At 62.4% G+C, this 20,285-nt stretch carries 27 protein-coding genes and 1 tRNA gene; 11 read left to right on the forward strand and 17 right to left on the reverse strand.

Annotation, left to right across the window (positions count from 1 at the left end; all coding sequences use genetic code 11):
* Positions 1-3: 3 nt before the first annotated feature.
* Positions 4-1,182 carry a methionine adenosyltransferase gene (gene metK / locus JJJ17_RS07580; RefSeq protein WP_200685102.1) on the forward strand — a complete coding sequence of 393 codons (1,179 nt, stop codon included), beginning with the start codon at positions 4-6 and terminating at the stop codon, positions 1,180-1,182.
* Positions 1,183-1,222: 40 nt separating this feature from the next.
* Here metK and JJJ17_RS07585 read toward each other — a convergent pair whose 3' ends face one another.
* Complete coding sequence (locus JJJ17_RS07585) at positions 1,223-1,870, reverse strand: hypothetical protein (RefSeq protein ID WP_200685103.1); 648 nt, start codon at positions 1,868-1,870, stop codon at positions 1,223-1,225.
* A gap of 328 nt (positions 1,871-2,198) precedes the next feature.
* Here JJJ17_RS07585 and JJJ17_RS07590 point away from each other — a divergent pair, with 328 nt between their 5' ends.
* Positions 2,199-2,447 (forward strand): hypothetical protein, encoded by a 249-nt coding sequence (locus JJJ17_RS07590; RefSeq protein WP_200685104.1) that lies wholly within the window; start codon positions 2,199-2,201, stop codon positions 2,445-2,447.
* A gap of 13 nt (positions 2,448-2,460) precedes the next feature.
* Complete coding sequence (locus JJJ17_RS07595) at positions 2,461-3,276, forward strand: PA3715 family protein (protein WP_200685105.1); 816 nt, start codon at positions 2,461-2,463, stop codon at positions 3,274-3,276.
* Between the two features lie 102 nt (positions 3,277-3,378).
* Here the strand turns inward: JJJ17_RS07595 and JJJ17_RS07600 are convergent, their stop codons facing one another.
* Complete coding sequence (locus tag JJJ17_RS07600) at positions 3,379-3,849, reverse strand: type II toxin-antitoxin system RatA family toxin (protein ID WP_200685106.1); 471 nt, start codon at positions 3,847-3,849, stop codon at positions 3,379-3,381.
* An 80-nt stretch (positions 3,850-3,929) separates the two neighbouring features.
* Between JJJ17_RS07600 and JJJ17_RS07605 the strand changes: the two genes are divergently transcribed.
* Positions 3,930-4,115 carry a hypothetical protein gene (locus JJJ17_RS07605; RefSeq protein ID WP_200685108.1) on the forward strand — a complete coding sequence of 62 codons (186 nt, stop codon included), beginning with the start codon at positions 3,930-3,932 and terminating at the stop codon, positions 4,113-4,115.
* Between the two features lie 28 nt (positions 4,116-4,143).
* Here JJJ17_RS07605 and ypfJ read toward each other — a convergent pair whose 3' ends face one another.
* A complete protein-coding gene (ypfJ, locus tag JJJ17_RS07610) occupies positions 4,144-4,995 on the reverse strand; it encodes a KPN_02809 family neutral zinc metallopeptidase (protein ID WP_200685110.1) in 852 nt (283 codons plus the stop codon).
* 223 nt (positions 4,996-5,218) lie between these two features.
* On the opposite strand from ypfJ, the gene JJJ17_RS07615 reads away from it, so the two are divergent.
* Together JJJ17_RS07615 and gyrA are read left to right on the forward strand one after the other, a co-directional pair.
* Entirely contained in the window at positions 5,219-5,683 is a 465-nt protein-coding gene (locus tag JJJ17_RS07615; RefSeq protein ID WP_200685112.1) for a disulfide bond formation protein B, read from the forward strand.
* Between the two features lie 457 nt (positions 5,684-6,140).
* A complete protein-coding gene (gyrA, locus tag JJJ17_RS07620; RefSeq protein WP_200685756.1) occupies positions 6,141-8,855 on the forward strand; it encodes a DNA gyrase subunit A in 2,715 nt (904 codons plus the stop codon).
* A 168-nt stretch (positions 8,856-9,023) separates the two neighbouring features.
* On the opposite strand, the gene JJJ17_RS07625 is transcribed toward gyrA, so the two are convergent.
* From JJJ17_RS07625 to JJJ17_RS07640, 4 genes are all read right to left on the reverse strand, one after another.
* Positions 9,024-9,227, reverse strand: coding sequence for a hypothetical protein (locus JJJ17_RS07625; protein WP_407673346.1), 204 nt, complete (start codon positions 9,225-9,227; stop codon positions 9,024-9,026).
* A 198-nt stretch (positions 9,228-9,425) separates the two neighbouring features.
* Entirely contained in the window at positions 9,426-10,208 is a 783-nt protein-coding gene (locus JJJ17_RS07630) for a metal ABC transporter permease (protein WP_200685757.1), read from the reverse strand.
* A gap of 31 nt (positions 10,209-10,239) precedes the next feature.
* Positions 10,240-11,028: a metal ABC transporter ATP-binding protein gene (locus tag JJJ17_RS07635; RefSeq protein WP_200685116.1), complete on the reverse strand. Its 789-nt coding sequence runs from the start codon at positions 11,026-11,028 to the stop codon at positions 10,240-10,242.
* Positions 11,025-11,546 (reverse strand): Fur family transcriptional regulator, encoded by a 522-nt coding sequence (locus JJJ17_RS07640; protein WP_234463976.1) that lies wholly within the window; start codon positions 11,544-11,546, stop codon positions 11,025-11,027. Before JJJ17_RS07640 ends, JJJ17_RS07635 begins: the two co-directional genes overlap by 4 nt.
* A gap of 86 nt (positions 11,547-11,632) precedes the next feature.
* On the opposite strand from JJJ17_RS07640, the gene JJJ17_RS07645 reads away from it, so the two are divergent.
* Positions 11,633-12,706 (forward strand): zinc ABC transporter substrate-binding protein, encoded by a 1,074-nt coding sequence (locus JJJ17_RS07645; protein ID WP_200685118.1) that lies wholly within the window; start codon positions 11,633-11,635, stop codon positions 12,704-12,706.
* Positions 12,707-12,847: 141 nt separating this feature from the next.
* Positions 12,848-13,024, forward strand: coding sequence for a hemin uptake protein HemP (gene hemP, locus JJJ17_RS07650; RefSeq protein ID WP_200685120.1), 177 nt, complete (start codon positions 12,848-12,850; stop codon positions 13,022-13,024).
* A gap of 66 nt (positions 13,025-13,090) precedes the next feature.
* Here the strand turns inward: hemP and JJJ17_RS07655 are convergent, their stop codons facing one another.
* On the reverse strand, positions 13,091-14,734 hold the full coding sequence (locus JJJ17_RS07655) for a pseudouridine synthase (RefSeq protein ID WP_200685122.1): 1,644 nt from the start codon (positions 14,732-14,734) through the stop codon (positions 13,091-13,093).
* Between the two features lie 121 nt (positions 14,735-14,855).
* Between JJJ17_RS07655 and JJJ17_RS07660 the strand changes: the two genes are divergently transcribed.
* From JJJ17_RS07660 to JJJ17_RS07670, 3 genes are all read left to right on the forward strand, one after another.
* Positions 14,856-15,308: a nucleoside deaminase gene (locus tag JJJ17_RS07660; protein WP_200685124.1), complete on the forward strand. Its 453-nt coding sequence runs from the start codon at positions 14,856-14,858 to the stop codon at positions 15,306-15,308.
* The gene (locus tag JJJ17_RS07665) at positions 15,305-15,907 is read left to right on the forward strand and encodes an HAD family hydrolase (RefSeq protein WP_200685126.1); all 603 of its coding nucleotides are present in this window, start codon (positions 15,305-15,307) and stop codon (positions 15,905-15,907) included. The genes JJJ17_RS07660 and JJJ17_RS07665 overlap by 4 nt, the downstream gene beginning before the upstream one ends.
* A 39-nt stretch (positions 15,908-15,946) precedes the next feature.
* Positions 15,947-16,020, forward strand: a tRNA-Gly gene (locus JJJ17_RS07670).
* Positions 16,021-16,096: 76 nt separating this feature from the next.
* On the opposite strand, the gene JJJ17_RS07675 is transcribed toward JJJ17_RS07670, so the two are convergent.
* The 9 genes from JJJ17_RS07675 to JJJ17_RS07715 all read right to left on the reverse strand — a co-directional run bounded on the left by JJJ17_RS07675 (position 16,097) and on the right by JJJ17_RS07715 (position 20,080).
* Positions 16,097-17,176 carry a tyrosine-type recombinase/integrase gene (locus tag JJJ17_RS07675; protein WP_325168784.1) on the reverse strand — a complete coding sequence of 360 codons (1,080 nt, stop codon included), beginning with the start codon at positions 17,174-17,176 and terminating at the stop codon, positions 16,097-16,099.
* Positions 17,167-17,358 (reverse strand): hypothetical protein, encoded by a 192-nt coding sequence (locus JJJ17_RS07680; RefSeq protein WP_200685128.1) that lies wholly within the window; start codon positions 17,356-17,358, stop codon positions 17,167-17,169. Before JJJ17_RS07680 ends, JJJ17_RS07675 begins: the two co-directional genes overlap by 10 nt.
* A gap of 259 nt (positions 17,359-17,617) precedes the next feature.
* Entirely contained in the window at positions 17,618-18,223 is a 606-nt protein-coding gene (locus JJJ17_RS07685; RefSeq protein WP_200685130.1) for an MT-A70 family methyltransferase, read from the reverse strand.
* On the reverse strand, positions 18,220-18,861 hold the full coding sequence (locus tag JJJ17_RS07690) for an HNH endonuclease signature motif containing protein (RefSeq protein WP_200685132.1): 642 nt from the start codon (positions 18,859-18,861) through the stop codon (positions 18,220-18,222). The genes JJJ17_RS07685 and JJJ17_RS07690 overlap by 4 nt, the downstream gene beginning before the upstream one ends.
* Positions 18,858-19,094, reverse strand: a complete 237-nt coding sequence (locus tag JJJ17_RS07695; protein ID WP_200685134.1) for a hypothetical protein — start codon at positions 19,092-19,094, stop codon at positions 18,858-18,860. Before JJJ17_RS07695 ends, JJJ17_RS07690 begins: the two co-directional genes overlap by 4 nt.
* A complete protein-coding gene (locus tag JJJ17_RS07700) occupies positions 19,091-19,390 on the reverse strand; it encodes a hypothetical protein (protein ID WP_200685136.1) in 300 nt (99 codons plus the stop codon). Before JJJ17_RS07700 ends, JJJ17_RS07695 begins: the two co-directional genes overlap by 4 nt.
* Complete coding sequence (locus JJJ17_RS07705) at positions 19,390-19,752, reverse strand: hypothetical protein (protein ID WP_200685142.1); 363 nt, start codon at positions 19,750-19,752, stop codon at positions 19,390-19,392. Before JJJ17_RS07705 ends, JJJ17_RS07700 begins: the two co-directional genes overlap by 1 nt.
* The gene (locus JJJ17_RS07710; protein ID WP_200685146.1) at positions 19,749-19,916 is read right to left on the reverse strand and encodes a hypothetical protein; all 168 of its coding nucleotides are present in this window, start codon (positions 19,914-19,916) and stop codon (positions 19,749-19,751) included. Before JJJ17_RS07710 ends, JJJ17_RS07705 begins: the two co-directional genes overlap by 4 nt.
* Positions 19,913-20,080, reverse strand: coding sequence for a hypothetical protein (locus JJJ17_RS07715; protein ID WP_200685147.1), 168 nt, complete (start codon positions 20,078-20,080; stop codon positions 19,913-19,915). Before JJJ17_RS07715 ends, JJJ17_RS07710 begins: the two co-directional genes overlap by 4 nt.
* Positions 20,081-20,285 lie beyond the last annotated feature (205 nt).

Genomic DNA, 20,285 nt, shown 5'->3' on the forward strand with positions numbered 1-20,285 from the left:
CCCATGACCGAATATGCATTGTTCACCTCGGAATCCGTGTCCGAGGGCCATCCCGACAAGATCGCCGACCAGATCAGCGATGCCATCCTTGACGCCATTCTGGCCGAGGACGCCCGCGCCCGCGTCGCCTGTGAAACCATGGTCAAGACCGGGGTGGCGATCATCTCGGGCGAGATCACCACATCGGCCTGGGTCGATCTGGAATCCATCGTCCGCAACGTGATCAACGATATCGGCTATACCTCGTCCGATGTCGGCTTCGACGGCTCGACCTGCTCGGTCATCAATATCATCGGCAAGCAATCCCCCGAGATCAATCAAGGTGTTGACCGCGAAACTCTCGAAGAACAGGGCGCTGGCGATCAGGGTCTGATGTTCGGCTATGCCTCGGATGAAACCGATGTGCTGATGCCCGCACCGATCACCTATGCGCATCGTCTGGTCGAACGTCAGTCGAAGGTCCGCCGTGACGGCACGCTGGACTGGCTGCGCCCCGACGCGAAATCGCAGGTCACCTTGCGCTATGACGCGAATGGCCGCCCCGAGGCGATCGACGCGGTGGTTCTGTCCACGCAGCACAACCCCGAAATATCGCTGACCGATCTGCGCGAAGCGGTGATCGAAGAGATCATCAAGCCGGTCCTGCCCGCCGAATGGCTGTCGGCAGAGACGAAATATTTCATCAACCCGACCGGCAAATTCGTCATCGGCGGTCCGGTCGGCGATTGCGGCCTGACCGGGCGCAAGATCATCGTCGACAGCTATGGCGGCATGGCCCGTCACGGCGGCGGTGCGTTTTCGGGCAAGGATCCGTCGAAGGTGGACCGCTCGGCAGCCTATGCGGGCCGTTGGGTCGCAAAGAATATCGTGGCCGCGGGTCTTGCCAGCCGCTGCGAAATTCAGGTGAGCTATGCCATCGGCGAGGCGCAACCGACCTCGATCTCGCTCAACACCTTCGGGACCGAGACCGTGCCGCATGAAAAGATCGTCGCGGCTGTGCGCGAGGTGTTCGATCTGCGCCCCTTCGCCATCATCCGCGATCTGGACCTGCTGCACCCGATCTATCGCCCGACGGCCAGCTACGGCCATTTCGGTCGCGATCCCTATGCGCTGGCAGGCGGCACCGCCTTCAGTTGGGAAAGCACCGACCGGGCCGAAGCGCTGAAAGCCGCGCTGAGCTAAGATCAGGGCCGCCAGAGAGCGGCCCTTTTTCGTAGCCGGGTCAGGCGGCCTTGCGCCGCTGCAACTTCAGCCCGGCCAGCGCACTGATCGCCCCGATCAGCACGACGCCACTGGCAGGAAGCGGGATCGGGGCGGGCTGGATCTGCTCGAACCCGAAGGACACGAACTGCCCATGCAACGTGCCGTTATAGCTGAGCTGAGCGGTCGCCAGACCGTCATCGATGGCAAGGAAGAGATCGCTCCACGTCGCGGGCGCGACTATCAGCTCGGGCGAGAAGGACAGTCGCAGATTGCCCGCAAAGGTCTCGCCCAAGATGCCCTGCCCGACCTCGCGGCTGGAGAAGCGCACCTGATCGGTGCTGACGAACTGCGACTCGATAGTCAGTTCATCATTCGGGCCTTTGCCGCGAAAGCCGGTGCTGAAGCCTCCGACCTCGACCGTGGCAAAGATCGGCAGCGTCTGCCACTCTTCGGTGATGACGAAGCTCTGATCCGGGTCGACCGGGCCAAGCGCATTCTCACCAAGCGAAAAGCTGAGCGTCCCGAGGCTGCCGACCGCCGGATAATCAACCAGTACCGAACCGTCGGGATTGGTCAGAAGGCCGGTCGAATTCGTCACCTTGCCGTCAACGGTGAAGGTGCGTGCCTCGGTCATGATCGGGGTGGTGCCGATCAAGGCGAATAACATCAGAAATCTTAACATGACCTGAAAAACTCCTGCACATAAAGCGACCACCCGGACTGGGCGTCTCTTGCAGATATTACACCAGTAGAGCAATTTTTGAAATAATCTTGCAAAAGTCGTAATCCAGCACGCCCTTTCCGGCTGGAACGGCAGACAATCCTCCAACGCGATCCTGTCCTTTGCGGGCGTGGACTGGACGCCCGCGCCCGCATCGGCTTCTGTGAGGGAAAGCGAAGGGGAACGACATGACCGAACTGAAACAGTGGATTGCACAGGCGAAGGGCGATGAGCCCGCCGATCTGGTCCTGCCTCGACCACTACGGACCGCCTGATGAGATCGCCCGGCGTCTGGCCGAACTGCCCGATCCCTATGACCGGATCATCGCAAACCGTCCGCAAAGGCATGGCGCTGTTCCCCGATCCCTATCCCCGCGACAGACAGATCCGGTTGGACTTCATGGCGGGTCAGGATGAGGATTTTGACAACAGTCTCCACGATCTGACCTATGAGGTGGACGACGGCGAAATGAGCCGCGCCATGATCCGCATCGCCCGCGAGGCCGATGTCCTACCCCGCTGATTGAAAGCATACTATGCCCCGCCTTCTGACCGCCGCCGTGCTGACCCTTGCCGCGCTGCTGCCTCTGCCGCTTGCGGCGGATCAGACCGCCTGCCCCGAGGATTTCGCCCGGCTGGTCACCACCGCCTTCCCCGAAGCGATCCAAATCGAAGATGGCTTTCGCGTCGGCGCACGCACGGTCAGGACACCCCGCGGTCATTTTCAGGAACCGACCGCACCAATCTGCCGCCGCTGGCCTGCCCAGCCGCAGATCCTGCTGGTGGCGATGCCGCTGATCCATGATGGCCCCGACCCTCAGGGCTATGACCATGCCGGCGATCTGGAACTGCTACTTTTCGACCATGACACGCTGGCGCTGCAATCCCGCCTGACCTTGCCCCGCTTCATCCTCGACGACGCCATCTCGCTGCGCGATCTGCGCTTCGATACCGCGCCCTACCGGCTGGTGGATCAACGCCTGTCCTTCGGCATCCGCGCGGCCTATGCCAACATGTCGCAACCGAACCCCTTCTCCGAGGAAGTTCTCTGGCTGTTTGATCCACGAGGCGAAACGCTGGTCCCGGTGCTTGAGAAACTGGTGGTCGAAAGCCATGGCGGCGAATGGGACACCCGATGCGCGGGCGAGTTTCACGACCTGTCCCGTATCCTCGATCTTGCGCCAAATGGCACGAACGGTGCCGCCGATATCCGCCTGATCACCACCCGCTCAAAAGTGCTGGCCTTCGAGAAGAACGGCGACTGCGAAGATATCACCGAAACCAGCACCGAGACGCAGATCATCCGCTACGATGGAACCCGTTATCCGGTGGATCCGGATACTTACGACTAGCGCAGTGCAGCCAAATCTCCAGCATGTGCTGCCTGCAGGCGAACGCAGCTTCTTCGTTGTTCAAATACCGATGACAACGCCCGCAACCCGTTGCAAGGCCCGTTACGAAGCGCCGTATAGCGCCTTGGCCCGGTCCTCGAACGCCCGCACGATCCGTGACATCGCCTCGTGAAAGACCACGCCGATCAGCTTTTGCAGGATCATGTTCTTGAACTCGAAATCGACGAAGAACTCGACATGGCTGCCGCCTTCGGGACGGTCCACGAAGGTCCAGCCGCTGCGCATGTATTTGAACGGCCCGTCCAGATATTCCGTATCGATCCGCAGCGCACCAGTCGCAGGATCGGCGGGCCACAGCACCACGCGGCTGCCGAAACGCTCGCGGAAGACCTTGAAACTGATCACCAGATCGGCGGCGATTTCTTCTGCACCATCGGCACGGGTCTCACGCGAACGTATCCGCGCCGCGCTGTTCCATGGCAGGAATTTCGGGTAACTTTCGATATCGGCCACCAGATCGTACATCTGGCGGGCGGTATAGGGTAATTCGCGGGTATCCTGATGATGCGGCAATGTCTTCTCTTGCGTTTCGGCCTTGCGATTCCCGGCGGGAGGGGGTCGTCCGAGGGTCGATCTAGCAGGCGGGGCGAGCAATGAACAACCTGATCTGGCTTCTCCGGGCATCCAAATGGGCGCGCAACCCGCCAAGCGCAAGGACGGTCAAGCTGGTGCTGCTGGTCATCGCCGTGGGTCTTGGGATCGTGCTTCTGGAATGGCTGGGTCTCTGGCCCGACTGGGCCCGAATGGAGCATGGCAGGATGCCGCGCATCCCCCACTGACCACCACCGGGCACAGCGGCCGGACCGATCAGAGCCCGGCCTCGGCGAAGGTATCGCATTGCCCCATATCGCCCGAATTGAAGCCGCGCATCAGCCATTCCTGCCGCTCTGCGGCAGAGCCATGGGTGAAGCTGTCCGGAACCGGCGTCCGCCCGGCGCTGGACTGGATCACGTCGTCGCCCACCGCCTCTGCCGCGCCCATTGCCTCGGCCAGATCGCCCTCTTCCAGCGTGCCGAAGCGGTCCTGCGCATGACGCGCCCAGATGCCGGCGTAGCAGTCGGCCTGCAACTCGGTGAGGACCGAGATCTGATTCGCCTCACGCTCGCCCGCATTCATCCGCGCCTGCATGCTTTGTTCCAGCACGCCGGTCAGGTTCTGGATATGATGGCCCACTTCGTGTGCGATCACATAGGCATAGGCGAAATCGCCGCCCGCGCCCATCCGGCGCTCCATCATGTCGAAGAAATCGGTGTCCAGATAGACCCGCTGATCGCCCGGGCAATAGAACGGCCCCATGGCCGACGATGCGCCGCCACAGGCCGATTGCACCGCGCCCCGGAACAGAACCAGCGTCGGATCGCGGTATTCCACCCCGGCCTGATCGGCCAGAACCGGACGCCAGACCTCTTCCGTATCGGCCAGCACGACCGAGACGAACTCGCCCCATTGCTGATCCTCTTCCGAAAGCGGAGCGTTCTGCTGCGGCTGGCTTTGCCCCTGATCCATCTCGCGCACGATGGGAGAGATGTCGATGCCGAAGAAATAGCCGACCGCAAGCACCACGATCATGCCGGTAATGCCAAGGCCCCCGGCCCCGGCGGCACCCATGCCGCGCCTGTCCTCGACATTCCGGCTGCCCCTACGTCCACGCCATTGCATCAGATGCTTCCTTCCCCAAACCGCTGAAAACGCGCGGCCTCTTGACCCATAACCTTCGACGGCGGTGCAGGTTCCCGGATATGGGCGGCCTGCTCTGCCGGTAGCAAATGATCACAGGCGCGCGACAAATCCGCAAGATGCTTGACGACGCCCTGCGAGAAGCGGATGCAGACGGCAATCCATGAACTGCCGGGTTCGCCCGGTCCAAGACGCCGAGGAAAAGATGAACGGCAAACAGCTTTCCCTAGTTGCAGGCGCAGGTTCCCTTGCGCTGCTGATCGGGGCTTTCGGCTTTCAGGCGGCGGGCTATGCGCCCTGCGAGTTGTGCATCCTGCAGCGCTGGCCACATGCGGCCGCAATCGTCGTCGCCGGGCTGATCTTCCTGACCGGGCGCGTCAAAGGCCTGGCATGGCTGGGGGCGCTGGCTGCCGCCGTGGCCTGTGGGCTGGCGATCTATCATACCGGGGTCGAGCTGAACTGGTGGGAAGGCCCGACGCATTGCTCGGGCGGGGTTGGCGGTTTGGCCAGCATGTCCACGCAGGATCTGATGTCACAATTGCAAAGCGCGCCCGTCGTGCGCTGCGACGAGGTGGCGTGGAGCCTGTTCGGCCTGTCCATGGCAAGCTGGAACGGGATTTTCTCGGCGATGCTGACCGGGATCTGGGTCGCTGCGGCACGGCGCGGCTGAGACAGCCGACTTCGCAACCCAAAGCAGAGGGCAGTGCCCGACCGCGGGTGGGCACTGCCACAGTCGTCATGCGCGCTTTATGGTGCCTTCCCGTCGACCATATCTGTGGCGCGCAACATCACCAAAGTGCCCGCCCGTGCGGGCGGTCGGGCACTGCCCGGCGTCGCCCAAGGGCGACTTGATTCCGGGCGCGCACCTTCCCATCAGCGATGATCTGACGGCTCCAACCGCGCATTCTCATCCCCTCTCCGGCTTTCTCCCGGAATAACGGCAGAATCCGGCCATAAGACGCGAAAAACACCCGGAAAACCGGGGCTGCGATTGCCCCCGGAGGATGTGTTCGCTATATGATATGACAACAAGATGTTGAGGAATATCCGTGGCCGATACCCCCGAAGACGACCTGCCCGAAAACCCGGATTCAGAGGACGAGAATGGCGCCGTGCAGCGCCACGTCATGCCGCATGACGGGCCGGTCATCGACATCTCGGACGAGATGCGAACCTCTTATCTCGACTATGCGATGTCGGTCATCGTCAGCCGCGCGATCCCCGATCTGCGCGACGGGCTGAAGCCGGTTCACCGCCGCATTCTCTATGCGATGGATGAAAGCGGCAACACCGCCGACAAGCCCTACCGCAAATCGGCGCGGCCGGTGGGCGATGTCATGGGTAAGTATCACCCGCATGGCGACGGCGCGATCTATGACGCCCTTGTCCGCATGGCGCAGGACTTTTCCATGTCGCTGCCGCTTCTGGATGGTCAGGGCAACTTCGGCTCGATGGACGGCGATCCGGCTGCGGCCATGCGCTATACCGAAGTCAGGATGCAGAAGGTCGCGAACTATCTGCTGATGGATATCGACAAGGATACCGTCGAGTTTCAGGACAACTATGACGGCAAGGACCGCGAGCCGACCGTTCTGCCGGCGCGCTTCCCGAACATGCTGGTCAATGGCGCAGGCGGGATCGCCGTCGGCATGGCGACCAATATCCCGCCGCATAACCTTGGCGAAGTGATCGACGCGACGCTTGCCCTGATCGATGAACCCGACCTGCCGACCGAGCGTCTGCTTGAGATCGTCCCCGGCCCGGATTTTCCGACCGGCGCGACGATCCTTGGCCGCTCCGGCGCGCGGAAAGCCTATCTGGAAGGGCGCGGCAGCGTCATCATCCGCTCGAAAACCCATATCGAGGAACCGCGCAAGGACCGCTTTGCCATCGTCATCGACGAGATTCCGTTTCAGGTGAACAAGGCCACCCTGATCGAGCGGATCGCCGAACTGGCCAAGGAAAAGCGGGTCGAGGGCATCGCCTCGGTTCAGGACGAATCCGACCGTCACGGCGTCCGCGTCGTGATCGAGCTAAAGCGCGACGCGACCCCCGATGTGGTGCTGAACCAGTTGTTCCGCTTCACCTCGCTGCAGACCAGCTTCGGCTGCAACATGCTGGCGCTGAACGGCGGTCGGCCCGAGCATCTGACCTTGCGCGACTTCCTGACGCATTTCCTGACCTTCCGCGAAGAGGTCGTCGCCCGCCGTACCGCCTATGAGTTGCGCAAGGCCCGTGAACGCAGCCATGTGCTGTGCGGTCTGGCCGTCGCTGTCAGCAATGTCGATGAGGTCGTGGCAACGATCCGGTCCTCTGCCGATGCGGCGGAGGCGCGCGAGCGGCTGATGGAGCGGCGCTGGCCCGCCCATTCGATCCTTGAATATCTGAAGCTGATCGATGATCCGCTGCATCCGGTCAATGATGACGGCACCTATAACCTGTCGGAAACGCAGGCCCGCGCCATTCTGGACCTGCGCCTGCAACGCCTGACCCAGCTTGGCGTGCAGGAAGTCACCGACGAGTTGCAGCAGCTTGCCGATGCGATCCGCGAATATCTGGCGATCCTTGCCTCGCGCGAGCGTATCCTTGGCATCATCAGCGACGAGCTTCGCGAGGTGAAAGAGCTTTTCGCCGTCCCCCGCCGCACCGAGATCACCGACTGGTCCGGCGACATGGAAGACGAAGACCTGATCGAGCGCGAGGATATGGTCGTCACCATCACCTCGGGCGGCTATATCAAGCGCACGGCGCTGGCCGAATTCCGCAGCCAGCGGCGCGGCGGCAAGGGCCTGTCGGGGATGGCGACCAAGGAAGACGACGTGGTCACCACGCTGTTCGTCGCCAATACCCATACCGAGCTGTTGTTCTTCACCACCGATGGCATGGTCTATCGGCTGAAGACATGGCGTCTGCCGCTGGGCGGGCGCACGGCGAAGGGTAAGGCCATCGTCAATATCCTGCCGATCGAGCCCGGCGTGTCGATCGCGGCTTTGCTGCCGATGGATGCCCCCGAGACGGAATGGGAAAGCTATCAGGTGATCTTTGCCACCGATGAGGGCGATGTCCGTCGCAACGCGCTGTCGGATTTCACCAATATCAAATCCAACGGCAAGATTGCGATGAAACTGCCCGAGGGCGTCAGCCTGATCGGCGTGCGCCTTGCGACCGAAGATGATGACGTGATGATGCTGACCGCAATGGGCCGCGCCATCCGCTTCCAGACCACCGCCGTCCGCGTTTTCAAGGGCCGCGATTCAACCGGCGTCCGTGGCATCCGTCTGGGCAAGGACGACCGCGTGGTCAGCATGGCCGTGATCCGTCACTTCGAGGCCGAACCTGCCGAACGCGCCGCCTATCTGAAGATGCGCCGCGCGGTTGCCGGTGCGCTGGATGATGGGGCCGAGCCGGATGAGGATGAAGAAGCCGTGGCCGAAGCCGCGATCACGCAGGAACGCTATGCTGAAATGTCGGCGGCCGAGGATATGATCCTGACCATCACCTCGAAAGGGTCCGGCAAGATCAGCTCCAGCCACGATTATCCGGTGCGCGGGCGCGGTGGTCAGGGCGTCATGGCGATGGACAAGGCGATGCGGGGCGGCCCGCTGGTCGCAAGCTTCCCTGTCGAACTGGACGATCAGATCATGCTTGCTACCTCGACCGGGCAGTCGATCCGGGTGCCGGTGGACGGGATCAGCTTCCGCTCGCGCAGCGCAGGCGGCGTGCGGGTCTTCAATACGACCAATGGCGAAGTGGTCGTCTCGGTCGCGCGGATCGCCGAACAGGGCGATGCCGAAGCTGGCGAAGCAGAGGCAGAGACCGGCGACGACAACGCACCGGAATAATCTTTGCCAGACGTCACGAAAAAGGCCCGGTCTCAACCGGGCCTTTTTTCATGTCCGAAGGTTGCCGGGTTGGTGTCGGAAACCTTTGAGGTCAGCGCAAAAGTAAAGGGGGCTGGCCGAAGCCAACCCCCTTAAAAACAGATCGGTCGAAACCAATCTGTCCCGTAATCAGCTGTCGTCGTCGTCCGAAGCGACGGCCGCGATCACGCCGAGCAGCAGCAGGGCGGGAACCACCAGGCCAGCGTTCGACGAAGCGGGTTTCTCTTCGACGACAACCGGCTCTACGTCGACGATAGGTGCGACATAGCCACCGGCCAGAGCCGAAGAAGCGGTCAGGCCGAGAGCGGCAGCGAAAGTAGCGAATTTGGTCATGATCATGCTCCGTTTCGTTTGAAGGCTGCCGTCTCCGGCAACATCGCTGCGACAGTTACACAAACCCGAACGGTTGAAAAGCAGCATTAAATCAAATCCGATCCGGGGTCATGCCGACTGTTGCATAATGGCCAACACCTTGCTGTGCCCCTGGTTCCGAAGCCTGCGGGCGGTCCGGTGAAGTGTTGCAATCCTGCACTAATTGCGTCGGAAAACCAAGGAAAATGCGAAGAATGCTGCAGCTGCAGCCACGATAGAGGGCCCCGCTGGCGTATCCAGGTGCAAACTTGACCAAAGACCCGCCAGAACCGAGATCGCAGCGATCAACGAGGCATGCGCGGCCATCCGCTCGGGCGTTCGCGCCAATCCGCGAGCAGCCGCCGATGGCACGATCAAAATAGCCGAAATCAGCAGCGATCCGACCACTCGAATCGACAGCGCAACGACAATCGCCAGTGCAATCGACAGGACAAGCCGCTCGAATCGCGGATCGATTCCCGCGGCCATGGCCAGTTCCTCGTTCAGCGTCGCGGTCAGCAGCCGCTGCCAGCGCCAGACCAGCAGCGCCAGCACCGCCAGCGACCCGCCCCAGATCAGTAGAAGATCGGTTTTGCCGACCAGAAGGATGTCCCCGAAGAGATAGGCTGACAGATCCGACCGCGCCGTCGGCACGAAGCTGATCGCAACCAGACCGATCGCCAGCGCCGAATGCGCCATCACCCCCAGAACCGTGTCCATCGCCTGCCCGCGCGAGACCAGCGCCGTCACCACCAGCGCCATGGTCAGCGCAACCAGCAACGTCCCGGCATAGATCGACAGATTGAACGCCAGCGCCAACGCCACGCCCAGAATGGCGGCATGAGCGGTCGAGTCGCCGAAATAGGCCATCCGCCGCCAGACCACGAAACTGCCCAACGGCCCCGCGACCAGCGCAAGGCCAATCCCGGCCAGCAGCGCCCGAATGAAGAAATCGTCCAGCATCGGATGCCCCTGCCTGTCCCGTCGCTCGCCGTCAGGCGCGCTGCTTTTCCGTATGGTGATGGCCGTGATCGTGATGATGATGCGCCCCGTCGGCGCAATCATCGTCGTGGTCATGGTCGTGATGGTGTTCGTAAAGCGCCAGCGTGCCCTCGGAACCGCGTCCGAACAGCGCGCGGTATTCCGGCGCACTACTGACATGCTGGGGCGTGCCCTCGCAGCAGATATGCCCGTTCAGGCAGATCACCCGGTCCGAGGCGCGCATCACCACCAGCAGATCGTGACTGACCATCAGCACGGCTGCCCCGGTTTCGCGCCTGACCTCTTCGATCAGTTTATAGAATGCCACGATGCCGGGCTGATCCAGCCCCTGTGTCGGCTCGTCCAGAACCAGCAGGTTCGGATCGTGCAACAGCGCCCGCGCCAGCAGGACACGCTGAAACTGACCGCCCGAAAGCTGGGTCAATTGCCGCTTCTCGATCCCCTCAACCCCGGTTCGCGCCAGCGCCTGTGCCGCAAGCCCGTCGCTGACCCGCCGGGGCAAGGACAGAAACCGGCGCACCGTCATCGGGATCGCGGTGTCGATCTGCACCCGCTGCGGCACATAGCCGATACGCAGATCGCGCCGCCGCTCGATCCGGCCCGAGGCCAGCGGCATATGCCCCAGCAACGCCCGCACCAGCGAGGATTTGCCCGAGCCGTTCGGTCCGACCACGGTGATGATTTCCTGCGGATCGATGCGGAAATGGATGTCTTGCAGAACCGGCTCGGTGCTGCCGGGGCGCAGGATCGTCAGCCGCTCTGCCTCGATCAGCGCGGTCATTCGCGCCCGGCCTCGTCCGGTCCGGCAGCATCGGCGCAGGCAGGGCACAGGCCAAGCGCCTCGATCGTCACGCGCTCGACGGTGAAACCGGCATCCGTGGCCTGTTCGGTCAGGACCGCGCGTAGCGGCGCGCCCGGCAATTCGGCCAGCGTGTCGCATTCGCGGCAGATCAGAAAGGCAGGCGCGTGATCGTGCCCCGGATGCAGACAGGCTGCAAAGGCGTTCAGGCGCTGCAGCCGATGTGCAAGCCCGTGCTGAACCAGAAACTCCAGCGCGCGATAGGCCACCGGCGGCTGATGCCCGAAACCTTCCGAGCCAAGCCGTTCAAGGATCTCATAGGCGCCGATGGCCCGATGCGATTCCAGCAGAATCTCAAGCGTGCGGCGGCGCACCGGCGTCAACCGGGCACCTTTGTCGGCAAGCCGCGATTCTGCCTCGTCCAACGCCCGTGTGCTACACTGGTGATGGTCATGCGGGGTGAAAGCAGCGCCGGATATATCGATGTGCGGATCAGACAATTTTGTTACTTTATTACGTTCTGATTGACTTGTTATGCTATAACACAGATAGGTAACCGCCCGCAACAAATCCAGGATTTGCCTCCATGCGCCTCACTATTTCCGCACTTGCGCTTGCTGCCGCCACCACCCCTGCCCTTGCCGCCCCGCCCAGCATCGTCGCCGATACGCCGATCACCGGATCGCTGATCCAGCAGGTTCTGGGCGATCTGGGCGAGTTTCACGTTCTGCTACCCAAGGGCGCCAGCGTTCACCACCACCAGATGCGCCCTTCGGATGCGCGTGCATTGCAGGATGCGGGTTTGCTGATCTGGACCGGCCCGCAACTGACGCCGTGGCTGGACCGCGCGGCGGGATCGCTGGGCGAGAATACGCAGCAATTGCAATTGCTTCAGGTCGCCGGAACGCATCTGCGTGAATATGGTGCCGAGGCGGATCACGATCACGCCCATGGCGATCATGACCACGGCGAGCACGACCATGCAGATGATCATGCCGGGCATTCGCACGACCACGACCACGACCACGACCACGACCACGACCACGACCACGACCACGACCACGACCACGACCACGACCACGACCACGACCACGACCACGAAGGTCACGATCATGGCGCGCATGACCATGTCCATACCGGAGTTGACCCTCACGCATGGCTGGACCCGGGCAATGCCGGGCCGTGGCTTTCGGCCATCGCCGAAACCCTGTCCAAGGCCGATCCCGAAAATGCCGCGACCTATGCCGCCAATGCCGAAGCCGCGACCAATGCGGCGCAAGAACTGGATGCCGAGATCAAGGCGCAGCTTGCCCCCCATGCCGAGGCAAGTTTTGTCGTCTTCCACGACGCCTATGGCTATTTCACCGATCACTATGGGCTGAAGCCCGCGATTGCGATGTCCGAAGGCGATGCCAGCAGCCCCTCCGCTGCGCGGATCGAAAGCCTGCGCGCCCAGATCGCCGAGTCGGGCGCAACCTGCGCCTTCCCCGAAACGGTCCACGATCCGAAGCTGGTCACCGCTGCGATTGACGGCACCGAAACCCGCCTTGGCGAGCCGCTGGACCCCGAAGGCAATGCGCTGGACCAAGGCGCGGACCTTTATGCCCAGTTGATCCGCAGCCTTGCGACGACGTTGGATGATTGCCTGAAAGGCAACTGAATCAAGCCTCAAACGGCAGGCAGGATGACCTCTGACGAGAAAATCTTGCCTGTCGAAAAATTTCCGACTATTTTACTTTGACAATCCAGAGCAAATTTGTCAGATTTGACGAAAGTGGTTCAAAACATGAAGAGGCCAAGCATGACCGCCGCACGCCCTGCCGATTTCACGCCTCCCGGCACCAGCGCCCTGGCGCGGATTCCGCAACATGACGCAAACGAGTTAACGCGTGGCGGCAATCAGGCACTGATCATTCTGGATGACCAGATCTATCAGCTTCGCATCACGCGGGCTGGAAAGCTGATCCTCACCAAGTGACGGCATTCCTGCGGACCGGCGCATCATCTGCGCCGGACCGATCAGATATTTCATCAAATCATTGACCTAGCCGCGCGGTTTCCCTCCTGAACGACCGCCCGGTTTTCCGGAAGGCCGCCCACCGGGCCCGCCGGAAGGCTTGCCGCGTCCGCGATCCGACAATCCCGGCTTTCCCTCAGCCTTGGGATTGCGGAACGGCTTGCTTTCCGAACTGCTGCGCCCAGGTTTCCCTGCAAATCCGTCGCGTGACCCGGATTGCCCCGGCCGGCCCTTCGGCTTGCCGAATGCGGGCTTGCCCGCGCCCGAGCGACCGCCCGGTTTGCCCGCATCATCCTCTCGCCGCGAGAACGCGGGACGATCACGATAGTCGCCTTCGCGACCACCTTCTGCCGCCTCACGCGGACGCCGCTCGCCGCCGTTCCAGCCGCGCGGGCCACCCTCACGTGCAGCGCCGTCACGCGGACCGGACTGACCGGGCCGACCCGAAGGCTTGCCGAATCCCGGCTTGCCCGAACCGGACCGAGCGCCCGGCTTGCCGCCATCACCATCGCGCCGCGACGACGCAGGACGATCACGGTAGCCACCTTCGCGCGCACCTTCTGCCGCCTCGCGGGGGTGCCGCTCGCGGCTGTTCCAGTCGCGCGATCCGCCGTCACGCGCCGATCCGTCACGCGGACCCGGCTTGCCCGAACGCGATTCGCCACGTTCACCGCCTGCAGGTTTCGCGCCAAAGCGGCGCGGACGCTCGGCATCGCCATCCCGCGATTCGCCACGCCCGGCAAAGCGCGGCGCACCTCCGGCAGGTTTCGGGCCGTCGGCGCGGAAACTGCGGCGCGGCGCACCCTCGGCATCGCCGCTGCGGAAAGGCTTGCGCGGACCACCCTCGGCCCTGTCGGCGCCACGGTCGGCACCGCGCGGACGCATCTCGCGCTCTTTCTCGATCGCCTCGCCGGTCAAAAGGCCGCCCAACTGATCGCGCAGAACCCGCCGCTTCACTTCCGAAACCTGGTTCTTTTCCAGCCCGACCAGCTTGAACGGGCCATATCCGATCCGGATCAGCCTGTTCACCTGCAGCCCGACATGCGCCATCGTCCGACGAATCTCGCGGTTTTTGCCCTCGCGGATGCCGACGGTCAGCCAGGCATTCGCGCCCTGCTGACTGTCCAGCTTGATCTCCATCGGTGCGAATTCCTCGCCATCGATGGTCACGCCACGGCGCAAAGGCGCAAAGGTCAGGTCGTTCGGCGTGCCATTCACCCGCACCCGATACCGCCGCAGCCAGCCGGTCGAGGGCAGTTCAAGCCGCCGCTTCAGCTCGCCGTCATTGGTCAGCAGCAGCAACCCTTCGGAGTTAAGGTCAAGGCGGCCAATGGTCATCACCCGCGGCAAATCGCGCGGCAGGGCGTCAAAAACGGTCTGACGGCCACGCTCATCCGCTTCCGAGGTAACAAGCCCTATCGGTTTGTAATAAAGCCATAATCTTGTCTCTTGCGGCGCATCCATGCGCTTACCATCAATCGCGATCCGATCAGTGGACAGCACGTCCAATGCGGGCGAGGAGATCCGCTCGCCGTTCACGGTGACGCGCCCTTCGACGATCATCCGCTCGGCCTCGCGACGGCTGGCGACGCCTGCGCGGGCCATCATCTTGGCGATCCGCTCGGCTTTTTCGGGTTCGGGATTGGGTGTGGGGGTATTGTCTTCGGTCATTGCGCTGTCTCCTTCGCATCCCTGCGGTGGCAAGCGCCCTTGATACGCGAAGCGACCGACCGAGGAAAGCCGCAAACGCCGCCCGCTTGCGCTGTCGCCCGCCGCTTGCGATGAAGCGGGGATGAGCGTGTTCACCTCACATATGGATGCAGCGCTGGCCGAGGCGCGTGCCGCCGCCGGACGGGGCGAGGTTCCGGTCGGCGCGGTGGTCGTCGCACCCGATGGCCGCATCGTCGCCGCAGCCGGCAACCGCACCCGAGAGCTGTCCGACCCGACCGCCCATGCCGAAATTCTGGCGATCCGCGCCGCCTGCGCCGCCGCCGGGTCCGAGCGCCTGCCCGACCACGATCTCTGGGTGACGCTGGAGCCCTGCCCCATGTGCGCCGCGGCCATTTCCGCCGCGCGGATCGGCAGGCTTTATTACGGCGCGGGCGATCCGCGCATGGGCGGGGTTGCGCATGGTGCGCGCGTGTTCGATCATCCGCAATGTCATCACCGCCCGCAGATCTATGACGGGCTTGGCGCTGCGGATGCCCGCGCGTTGTTACAGGATTTCTTTGCGAGGCGCCGATGAAACATATCGTCTTTGATCTTGGTCAGGTGCTGATCCACTGGGACCCCGTCCACGCCTTCAGCGATCATTTCGACGATCACGATGCCACACGCCAGTGGTTCGACAAGATCGGCTTCAATGACTGGAACCGCGCGCAGGACGGTGGCCGCTCTTTCGCGGACGGTCTCGCCCATGCGCGCAAGCAGCATGGCGATCTGGCCGATCCGCTGACCGGCTATCTGAACGGCTTCCCGCACACGATCACTCAGCCCGTCCCCGGCACATGGGAGCTTGCGGATGAGTTGAAAGCCTCGGGCCACCGGCTTTTCGCGATCACCAACTGGGGGGCCGAGACCTGGGACGCGGCGACGCGCCAATATCCCCGACTACTGGATTTGTTCGAGGATATCGTCATCTCCGGCGTCGAGGGCATCCTGAAACCCGAAGCCGCCATCTATCTGCGCCTCTGTGAACGCAACGGTCTGCGCGCCGAAGATTGCATCTTCATCGACGACAGCCGCGCGAATGCCGACGGCGCCCGACAGGTCGGCATGGACGGCATCCATTTTTCGGACGCCGCGCAACTGCGCGAGGATTTGCGCGCCCGCGGCATCGGATAGCTTGATCCTTCCCGCCGCTCCGCCTATACGGTTCGCAGCGCGGGTGTAGCTCAATGGTAGAGCAGCAGCCTTCCAAGCTGAATACGTGGGTTCGATTCCCATCACCCGCTCCATCCTCAAAATTATTATGCTTTATTTTTATCGGGTTACGGCGCGATGTGTCCCACGCCAGAAACGTCCGTGGGACACTTACCAATCCATGACCTCAAGAGCGGTCATCGCATCACGTGCGAGTCGCCACCTCTCGACGCCCTTTGTATAGACCTCAGATGTCTTAGCCTGAGTATGACCGTGAACGGTCATGATCTGATATTGCGAGCATCCTTCCTGGGCCAGAAGGTGCGCTGCGGCCTTCCGTATCCCGTGAGATGACCGGTCCTCTAGCCCTGCGTCCCTGCACCAGCGGCGGAACATCTGCCCGAGCGAATCCGGCGTCGAAAACGGCTTTCCGCGATAGTTGAGAAGATAGGTCTCACCTGTCACCTTAGACGCCCTTGTGGCCTTGTAGAGTGGCGGCAACATAGGGATGGCGACCTTAGCTGAATCACGCTTGACCGGCTGCCATTGAAGAGCGCGAACTCCCTCAATGGTGGTTTCATGCTGTCGCCCCAACCGAATTGCGTCCGATATCCGACAAGCGGTGAACATGAAGATTGTAAGGGCAAGATGTGCCGCGGTGCCGGGCTGATGATACTCCCTATACTTGCGGAGATCGTCGGGCGTCCATGGAATCGCGCCGCCTTTGCCTCGATCGATGCGAGCAATTCCGATTGCTGGATTGACTGCGCATAGCCGCCTGTCCGCGGCCCATCTGTACATAGCGCGGATACCCTCGATCACGCTGTCGGCCCATGCCGGCGTTTCGATCATATCGTCACGCAACTCGACCAGTTTCGACTGCGGTATATCGAGCGCATAATCGGCATATTTTGATGTCAGCACCTTCATCACGCCACGGCGCTTTTTGAGGGTTAATGGCGACAGGGACCTGGCCTCGACGGCGCGCTCCATCGCCGCCAAGTGCTTTGCTGCCAGCCATCCTATTGAGCCTCGGATCGCGCGATCTTCAGGGGATGCCTCCGGCTCGATCCGGACCCCTGCCCTCGCAGCGTGGTAGATTTCGACGAACTGAGGATGTTCAGGGGTAACTGTCAGCGGGATACGTCGGGCCTTATCCCCTTCGACCCGCACCCGATAACGCACCGCGCCGGATGGAAGTTTTTCGCGCAGTAGCCCCGGATAGGCAATCTTCATGTCGTTCAGGTCCACGGAATCGGCTTCCTCTTATCGTGTTCCTGTTCAACTGTCGGCGCAACTGTCGGTTCAGGCATGATGCGGATGGTCCCCGCTTCGGTCACAATCTCGACCACAGCTCGAGGATCCTCTGCGCGCGCCGCCCGGATAAACCGGCGAGCCTGCGCCTCGGTCATCACTGCGCGGCGCGCTGCCATCAGGGTTCCTCCCCCACGACACCTGCGAACGATGCCGTTTGCGCAACCCCTGCCCTCTCCATCCATTTACCAAATGCCACGGCGAGCGCGCCCTGTACCACTTCGACAGACTTTGCCTCGCCCCGCTGGTCTGTGACGTAGCACCACCAAGTCGCCGGGCCATCGCCCTGAGGATAGACAGCACCGACCTTCGCGCCGCAGCTCATGGCAAGGATCCTGCCGTAGGTCGGCACGGACTGCTCGAATGTCAGTCTTGGCTTCATGACGCGGCCTCAAACTTCTCGGTCTGGTTGCCCCAGATGTCGCGGCCTTCCCACCCCTCGCGCGCGAATAGCTCGCAGCCCCAGACATCGGGCAGCAGCTTGTCGATCATCTGGCGCATCTCTGGAGGTTTGCGGCTGTGCTCGCGGCGGATACCCTCGATCGCGTCAGGGATCGCCTCAGGCGCGACGATCAGGTTGCGCTGGCCCTTATCCCTGATCTTGGGATGCCCGATCTTGCCGACGATGAACGGCTCCGTCGCCGATCGAAGGCAATAGCCTGTGCCCATGTTGACGTTCCAGTGCCGCGTGCGCTTCGTCCAACTGCCGCCGGTCACATAGCGGAAGCCCCACGCCCTCATCACCTCTAGTGCCATCGGCAGGTGCGGCCACGTCGACCACATGAACAGCAGGCAATCAGGCCCGGCCAGATGGGTGACGGGCAAGGCCGCGATGTCCTCGGTGGGCATGGTCTGATACTGCGCCTCGGGCGACTTGGCATAACCTGTCTCGGATCGCATCTCATACGACCACGGCGGGTCCGCGAGGATCGCGCCGTATTTCATGGGCGTAAGGGTGTCGAAGGGCCATTCATCGTTGATCATCGCTTACCCTTTCGGGCTTCGCGGACCCTGTGCTCCAGCTTGGTGACCGCCATGATTGTCGGTTTCAGCTCATCCGGAGCAGCATCATAATTCCGTCCGAAGCGTCCGTTCAGCCGAGGCAGCATCGCTTGTGGGATCAATTCCCAGTTCGACGGGTCGCAATTTGTTTTGTTGCCGTCCAAACACTTCAGCACGTGCCCTGGAGGAATCGGCCCGTTTGCCTTCTCCCAAAGATAGCGATGCTTGTGGACAGGTCGGGTCGCGGCACCTGTCCAGGGGTTGGTTTCATCGACGATCATCACGACATAGCCGTCCTTGCTGTCGATCCGCTCGTGACCGGCGCCGCGATGGTTGTGTGGCAGATTTCCGGGCTTGAAGGCTGTCACCAGGCACTTTGCTCGAACCTCGGGCGGCATCGGCTTGCCCTTGTTTGGCGGCACCTGACCCTTTGCAAAACACCCGGTGCGTCCAGTCATCCAGCCCTGCCGTTTGCAGAGCGCCTTGAAGTTATTGAGCGACACATCATCACGTTCGAAGCGGGCGCAGAACATGGCATGCAGCTCCCGGCGCGGCATTTCCTTGCGCGCCTCGATCCACGACAACTCATCGTCGTGATACGTGATCGCTCGGCCCTTCATTCCGGTTTGCCCAGCATTGGAAGGTGGTTTAGAAAGCGATCACCATGGTCAGCGACCAGTTTGCATGCGCGCAAAGACAGATCGGCGTTGCGCATAATCTGATCCGAGATCGACACTATGGCATCCGCGCGCTTTGCCTCTTGTTCGATCTGCTCTGAGGACAGCCCCTCGTCCGAAAGGCGCTCGAGCTGCGCGAACAGGTGATTGTTCAAATCGGTGAGCTTGTTCTTCATGACTGATCTCCGATGGTGATCGCGTGCCGCTTCTCGGCGGCGGCAATCCAGTTTTGAAATGCCCCGATCAGCCCGCTTGTGCTGGTCGAAGTGATACGGTGCATGGTGATGCGGTTGGCGTCGTGGCGCTCGCTGACCTTGGCGCCATAAGTTTCGGTTAGGTATTGACCGAGCGCCCGCGCAGCTTCGCGGTGCGCCTTGTGCTGTTCCAAGAAATCGCCACGCATATATTCGACCTGGGGCAGTGCGCTGATGCGCTGGCGTAGGTCGCAGATTGTGAAGTGAAGGTCAGCCATTACGCCCACCCGCTTTTCTTTTTGCCGCGAACCTTCTCCGCAGCCTCCGTTGCCTTAGGCAGCCACCGGAACAGCAGCAGCACCGCCAACGACGCGCCCATGATTTCCAGCGATTCCGGCACAGACACAGGCATGAGATGGATCGCCGAAGGCGTCTCTGTGATCAGCTGGCCGTCGCCGGGGAAGATGAACCGCAGCAGCTCGAGCGGATCAACGTGATCAGTGCCGTAGAAGACCGGCGGCATCTTCCCAGTCATCGGCGTGTCCTCGATCGCGCAGGTTGTGGCTGTGACCTCGACCACGCGAAAGCCGGTACCGGGGATCCAGCAGGGATAATCGGACGTGCAGATCAGGGGCTTCATGGCGCACCCTGCTCATCAAGGTGGGCATTGATCTGCGCAATCGCCTCTTCGACCGAGTTCGCCTCGCCATGCCCTTCGGTTTCGTCATTGAACCAGACGAACGGCGTGCTGGGCACATCGAGCCGCACGATCTCGACCCCGCGATGAACCATCGGCGCGTTCATAGAAACACCCAGAGAGCGGCAATGGTGGCAACGGTCGCCACAATCGCGGCCATCGCATCGCGCCCTCTGGTCGATTGCAGCGGCGTCGGCTCGACGAAATCATAAACCGGCACATCGATCGGATGGGCGGGCTGTTCGGGAGGAAGGTTTTCGTGACGGGTCATCGGCCTGTCCTTTGAAGGAATGGCCGGGGCGCGGGAGGCGACAACTCGGGACAGCCTTTCTTCGGCTGATGCGCCCCGGCACCGGCGCGACCACCGCGCCGGGTCTCTGTGGTCAGGTCAGGAGAAGCGGCCTGCGAAGACCGGCAGCCCGGTTTCCTCGGCGGCGGTGGCCGCAATCTGGGTGAAGTGCGCGCGGCGCTGATAC

It is taken from the genome of Paracoccus caeni, assembly GCF_016629665.1.
In the GTDB taxonomy this organism is placed as follows: domain Bacteria; phylum Pseudomonadota; class Alphaproteobacteria; order Rhodobacterales; family Rhodobacteraceae; genus Paracoccus; species Paracoccus caeni.